General features: G+C 27.9%; 3 protein-coding genes. 2 read left to right on the top strand and 1 reads right to left on the bottom strand.

The window, feature by feature from the left end:
- Positions 1–385 precede the first annotated feature (385 nt).
- Together HMPREF2767_RS08470 and HMPREF2767_RS08475 are read left to right on the top strand one after the other, a co-directional pair.
- Positions 386–703, top strand: a complete 318-nt coding sequence (locus HMPREF2767_RS08470) for an AbrB/MazE/SpoVT family DNA-binding domain-containing protein (RefSeq protein ID WP_070456992.1) — start codon at positions 386–388, stop codon at positions 701–703.
- A 3-nt stretch (positions 704–706) separates the two neighbouring features.
- Positions 707–976, top strand: coding sequence for a type II toxin-antitoxin system RelE/ParE family toxin (locus HMPREF2767_RS08475; protein ID WP_070456994.1), 270 nt, complete (start codon positions 707–709; stop codon positions 974–976).
- Positions 977–1,268: 292 nt separating this feature from the next.
- Here HMPREF2767_RS08475 and HMPREF2767_RS08705 read toward each other — a convergent pair whose 3' ends face one another.
- Positions 1,269–1,364 (bottom strand): type I toxin-antitoxin system Fst family toxin, encoded by a 96-nt coding sequence (locus tag HMPREF2767_RS08705; protein WP_143861279.1) that lies wholly within the window; start codon positions 1,362–1,364, stop codon positions 1,269–1,271.
- Positions 1,365–1,517: the final 153 nt, after the last annotated feature.

Consider the following 1,517-nt stretch of genomic DNA (forward strand, 5'->3'; position numbering starts at 1 on the left):
ATGCCTTTATACAACAAAAACTTCCTAAAATAGATGTTTATTAACGGTACACAATTAAAGTGTAAAAACATATTAATTATATAGATAAAAAGGGAAACTACTCTTAAAAAAGATATAAGACACTCAAATTTAAAGTACATAAAACGATTTAATATAATATATATATACATAGATAATTATACCGAGTAAATGAACTATAAAACACTTAAAAACAGGCTAATTATAATCTCTAAGTAAAAACGTTCATATAACGGTCGTTTTATGTACTTATATAAACTTAATAATTGCCCTTTTCATTAATAAATATTAAAATATAATCAGTAAGTATGACTTTCTGAAAATAAGAATTGTATCTATTTTTTAGTACTAAAGGAGAATGAATTATATGAAAACAACTTTTAAGCAGGAGAAGACTATTAAACCTGTAAAATCAACAGTTAAAAAACGTGGACAAATTACAATCCCAAAAAAACATAGAGAAGCATTAGACTTACATGAAGATGATCAAGTAGAAGTAAGTATTGAAAATGGGAGACTTATTATGCAACCTGTCATAACCATCGCAAAAGATCAATCATGGTTTTGGTCTCCCGAATGGCAAAAAGGAGAAAAAGAAGCAGAAGAAAATATTTCTAATAATGAAGTTAAATCTTTTAATAATGTGAACGATGCTATCTCGTTCCTGCGTTCAGGTAAAAATTAATTTATGTACCAATTAGATATTACAAAACGCTTTAAAAGAGCATACGATAAATTAGATTCAAATATTCAAGATGAAGTTGATGAAGCAATTAAAGCATTGATAAAAGGTCGACCTTATCCAAGATCTTTAAGAGTAAAAAAGATGAAAGGACATAAATCAATCTTCGAAGCCTCACCTACTATGTCAATACGTATGACCTTTCAATACAATAATCCTGATTATATTGTATTACGTAATGTAGGTAGTCATGACATTACTTTATCTAAGCCTTAATAACTTTTAAAATTAGAAACAAAAAATATTTTATAAAACTAATAAAGAAATCGATATTAATGGGAATCAATTAAATAAACAATTTAATAATTAACGTTATATGAAGATGATAGATATAATGGTAGATATCGTAAAAGGGGAAATATTTAATTTAGAAGTCGAATAGCTTGAACATTGCAAGTCACTAATATAAATTGTATAATATAAATAACAAAAATTAGTTCCATGGCTTCACCAAAGCCCTCGCTACTCGCAATAGTGAGGGCTTTTTTATGGTGTTGGCTATTGTCGCCTATTTATCATTGCGATTACGTAACCAATACGCAAAGTACGCAACGATACCCCCAACAATAATAGGGGCAATGATGTTAACAAAAATTAATTCCATGGTGTTTCACCTCCTTCCTGGTAAATATTCGCCAGGAAGTTACGGCGACTATATTATTATAACAATTAAATTCTATATGAGAAGTAAACAGATGAGTAATACTGTCTACTTTTTATTTCATAAAAGAAAACAATATGTAGTGTTTGAATATAA

The organism is Nosocomiicoccus sp. HMSC067E10 (genome assembly GCF_001810835.1).
Lineage (GTDB): Bacteria > Bacillota > Bacilli > Staphylococcales > Salinicoccaceae > Nosocomiicoccus > Nosocomiicoccus ampullae_A.

Coding starts and splice junctions, on each gene's coding strand:
- HMPREF2767_RS08470 (WP_070456992.1), top strand. CDS start 386: ATGAAAACAACTTTTAAGCAGGAGAAGACTATTAAACCTGTAAAATCA.
- HMPREF2767_RS08475 (WP_070456994.1), top strand. CDS start 707: ATGTACCAATTAGATATTACAAAACGCTTTAAAAGAGCATACGATAAA.
- HMPREF2767_RS08705 (WP_143861279.1), bottom strand. CDS start 1,364: ATGGAATTAATTTTTGTTAACATCATTGCCCCTATTATTGTTGGGGGT.